Source organism: Pseudomonas sp. 10C3, from assembly GCF_036346185.1.
Classification (GTDB): domain Bacteria; phylum Pseudomonadota; class Gammaproteobacteria; order Pseudomonadales; family Pseudomonadaceae; genus Aquipseudomonas.
Genome location: NZ_JASJVE010000066.1, coordinates 1 through 777 on the forward strand (window position 1 = coordinate 1; position 777 = coordinate 777).

The 777-nt window shown below is 61.9% G+C and carries 1 pseudogene; it reads left to right on the forward strand.

What is annotated here, in order from left to right:
• Positions 1-777, forward strand: a pseudogene (locus QN399_RS26120) (hypothetical protein); the annotation flags it as partial.

The following is a 777-nucleotide window of genomic DNA, read 5'->3' on the forward strand; positions in this document are numbered from 1 at the left end:
CAACGCGCCCGCCAACCCGGTTACGAATGGCTGCTCGACCAGCCGGGCCGTTACCTGTGCGACCTGAGCGGGCAGTTCCCGGCCATTGCCTTGAGCGCAGCACGCCAGCATGTGGTTCGCTGTGAAAAGGGCGAAGTGGCCTATCAGCCAACCTCCGTGGAAACCGGCGCCTGGGCCCATTGGCTGGAACAGGTGTGCGATCCCGAAACCCAGATCGCCGATGAGTTCTGGCAAGCGCAGCCAGCGGTGGCCGATGTGCTGTTAAGTGCACGAAAACGCGAACTGTATGGCGTGCTGCTGCACGACGCGCACTATCGGCTGCGCCACCTGCAGACGCGGATTCACGACCAGCAGCACCTGCTGAACTTGTGCGCCCAGCGCTCCAGCTATTACGCCCATCACGCCAGCGCGCTGCTGGTGCAACAACTGATCGTGCCGCAGACCGTGGGTGGGCAGAAAAATCCGCTGCACCAAGGTCTGGAGAAGCTCAAGGATCAGGGCCGACTCGACATCAACCGCTTCACCGCTACAGGCGAACGAGCGCAACTCTGGCGCCAGCTGGACATGAGTCAGACGCTGCTGAGCAACGCACTGCAACAATCGGAAACCGAAAAAACCCTGGTCGATCACCTGAGCCTCGACGGCTTCGACTACGTCGCCGCCATGCACTTCGTCAGTCGACTGTTCGCCAGCCTCGCCATGACCCCCGCGCAAATGGACCCCTTTGCGGTCAACGGCGATGTCACTGACGCGGTGACCGGCATCAGCCTCTACAAA